Below are 801 nucleotides of genomic sequence, written 5' to 3' on the forward strand. Positions count from 1 at the left end.
CAGCCGGAGCTTGATCGCGGCCCCCTCGGCCGACGTGGGCGCGGTCGCGTCGATCCGCACGGACAGCGCGCCGGCCGCGTCGGTCAGCATGTTGATCTCTTCGGCGAGTGTGTCCAGCCGCGCGCGGCGGGCGTCGTCACTGGCGACGATCAGGGCGCCGTAACAGTCGATCAGCTCGGCGCGCACGGCGTCGTGTTGGGCTTCCACCGCGTCGCATCGTGCCTGCGTCGTCTGCAAGCACCGGAACAGCGCGACGACCGGATCAGCGTCACCCGACGCGGTGGGCGTAGCCATGGCGGGCAGCCACGGCGCGAGCGTAGCCATGGCGGCGCCGGCCAGCGCGGCCCGGCGGGACGGGGCGCCGGTCATGCCACGGCCCCCGGCTGCGCCAGTTCCGCCGCGTGCGCCAGCAGCCGGGCACGCTCGACCGGGGCGCCATCCGGGGCAGCCTCGGCCATCAGCACCGCCGCGATCGACGCGAGGCCGGCGCGCAGCATCGTCACGTACGCGCGCAAATCCTCCGTCTCGATCCGGTCAAGGTCGCAGGCATGAAGGTGGTCGACGATGCCCCAGGCGTGCGCGGCCTGGACGGCGGCGCCGGTCAGGGTGGCGGCGCGGCTGGACAGCATGCGGGCGCGGATCGCATGCGTCTTGTTCCACGCGCGGGTGGCTGCCGCCGAGGTGACGCGGTTGACGACGCCGTGCCGGGCCTCGATCGCGTCGAAGGCGGCGAAGGCCCTATGGAAGTCGGCGTCCAGCGCGATCAGCGCGGCGTCGGGCGGGGGTGTGGTAGTGGTGGGG

General features: G+C 74.0%; 2 protein-coding genes. Both read right to left on the reverse strand.

The genetic code is table 11. The features are described 5' to 3' along the window. The coding region (locus B8460_RS23895) for a hypothetical protein (RefSeq protein WP_199445681.1) at nt 1-369 on the reverse strand (369 nt) is incomplete at its 3' end. Further along, nucleotides 366-801 (reverse strand): hypothetical protein (locus B8460_RS22240; protein WP_048862787.1); only part of this gene is annotated, 436 nt, incomplete at its 5' end. The genes B8460_RS22240 and B8460_RS23895, both read right to left, overlap by 4 nt.

It is taken from the genome of Acidisphaera rubrifaciens HS-AP3 (assembly GCF_000964365.1).
Taxonomy (GTDB): Bacteria; Pseudomonadota; Alphaproteobacteria; order Acetobacterales; family Acetobacteraceae; genus Acidisphaera; species Acidisphaera rubrifaciens.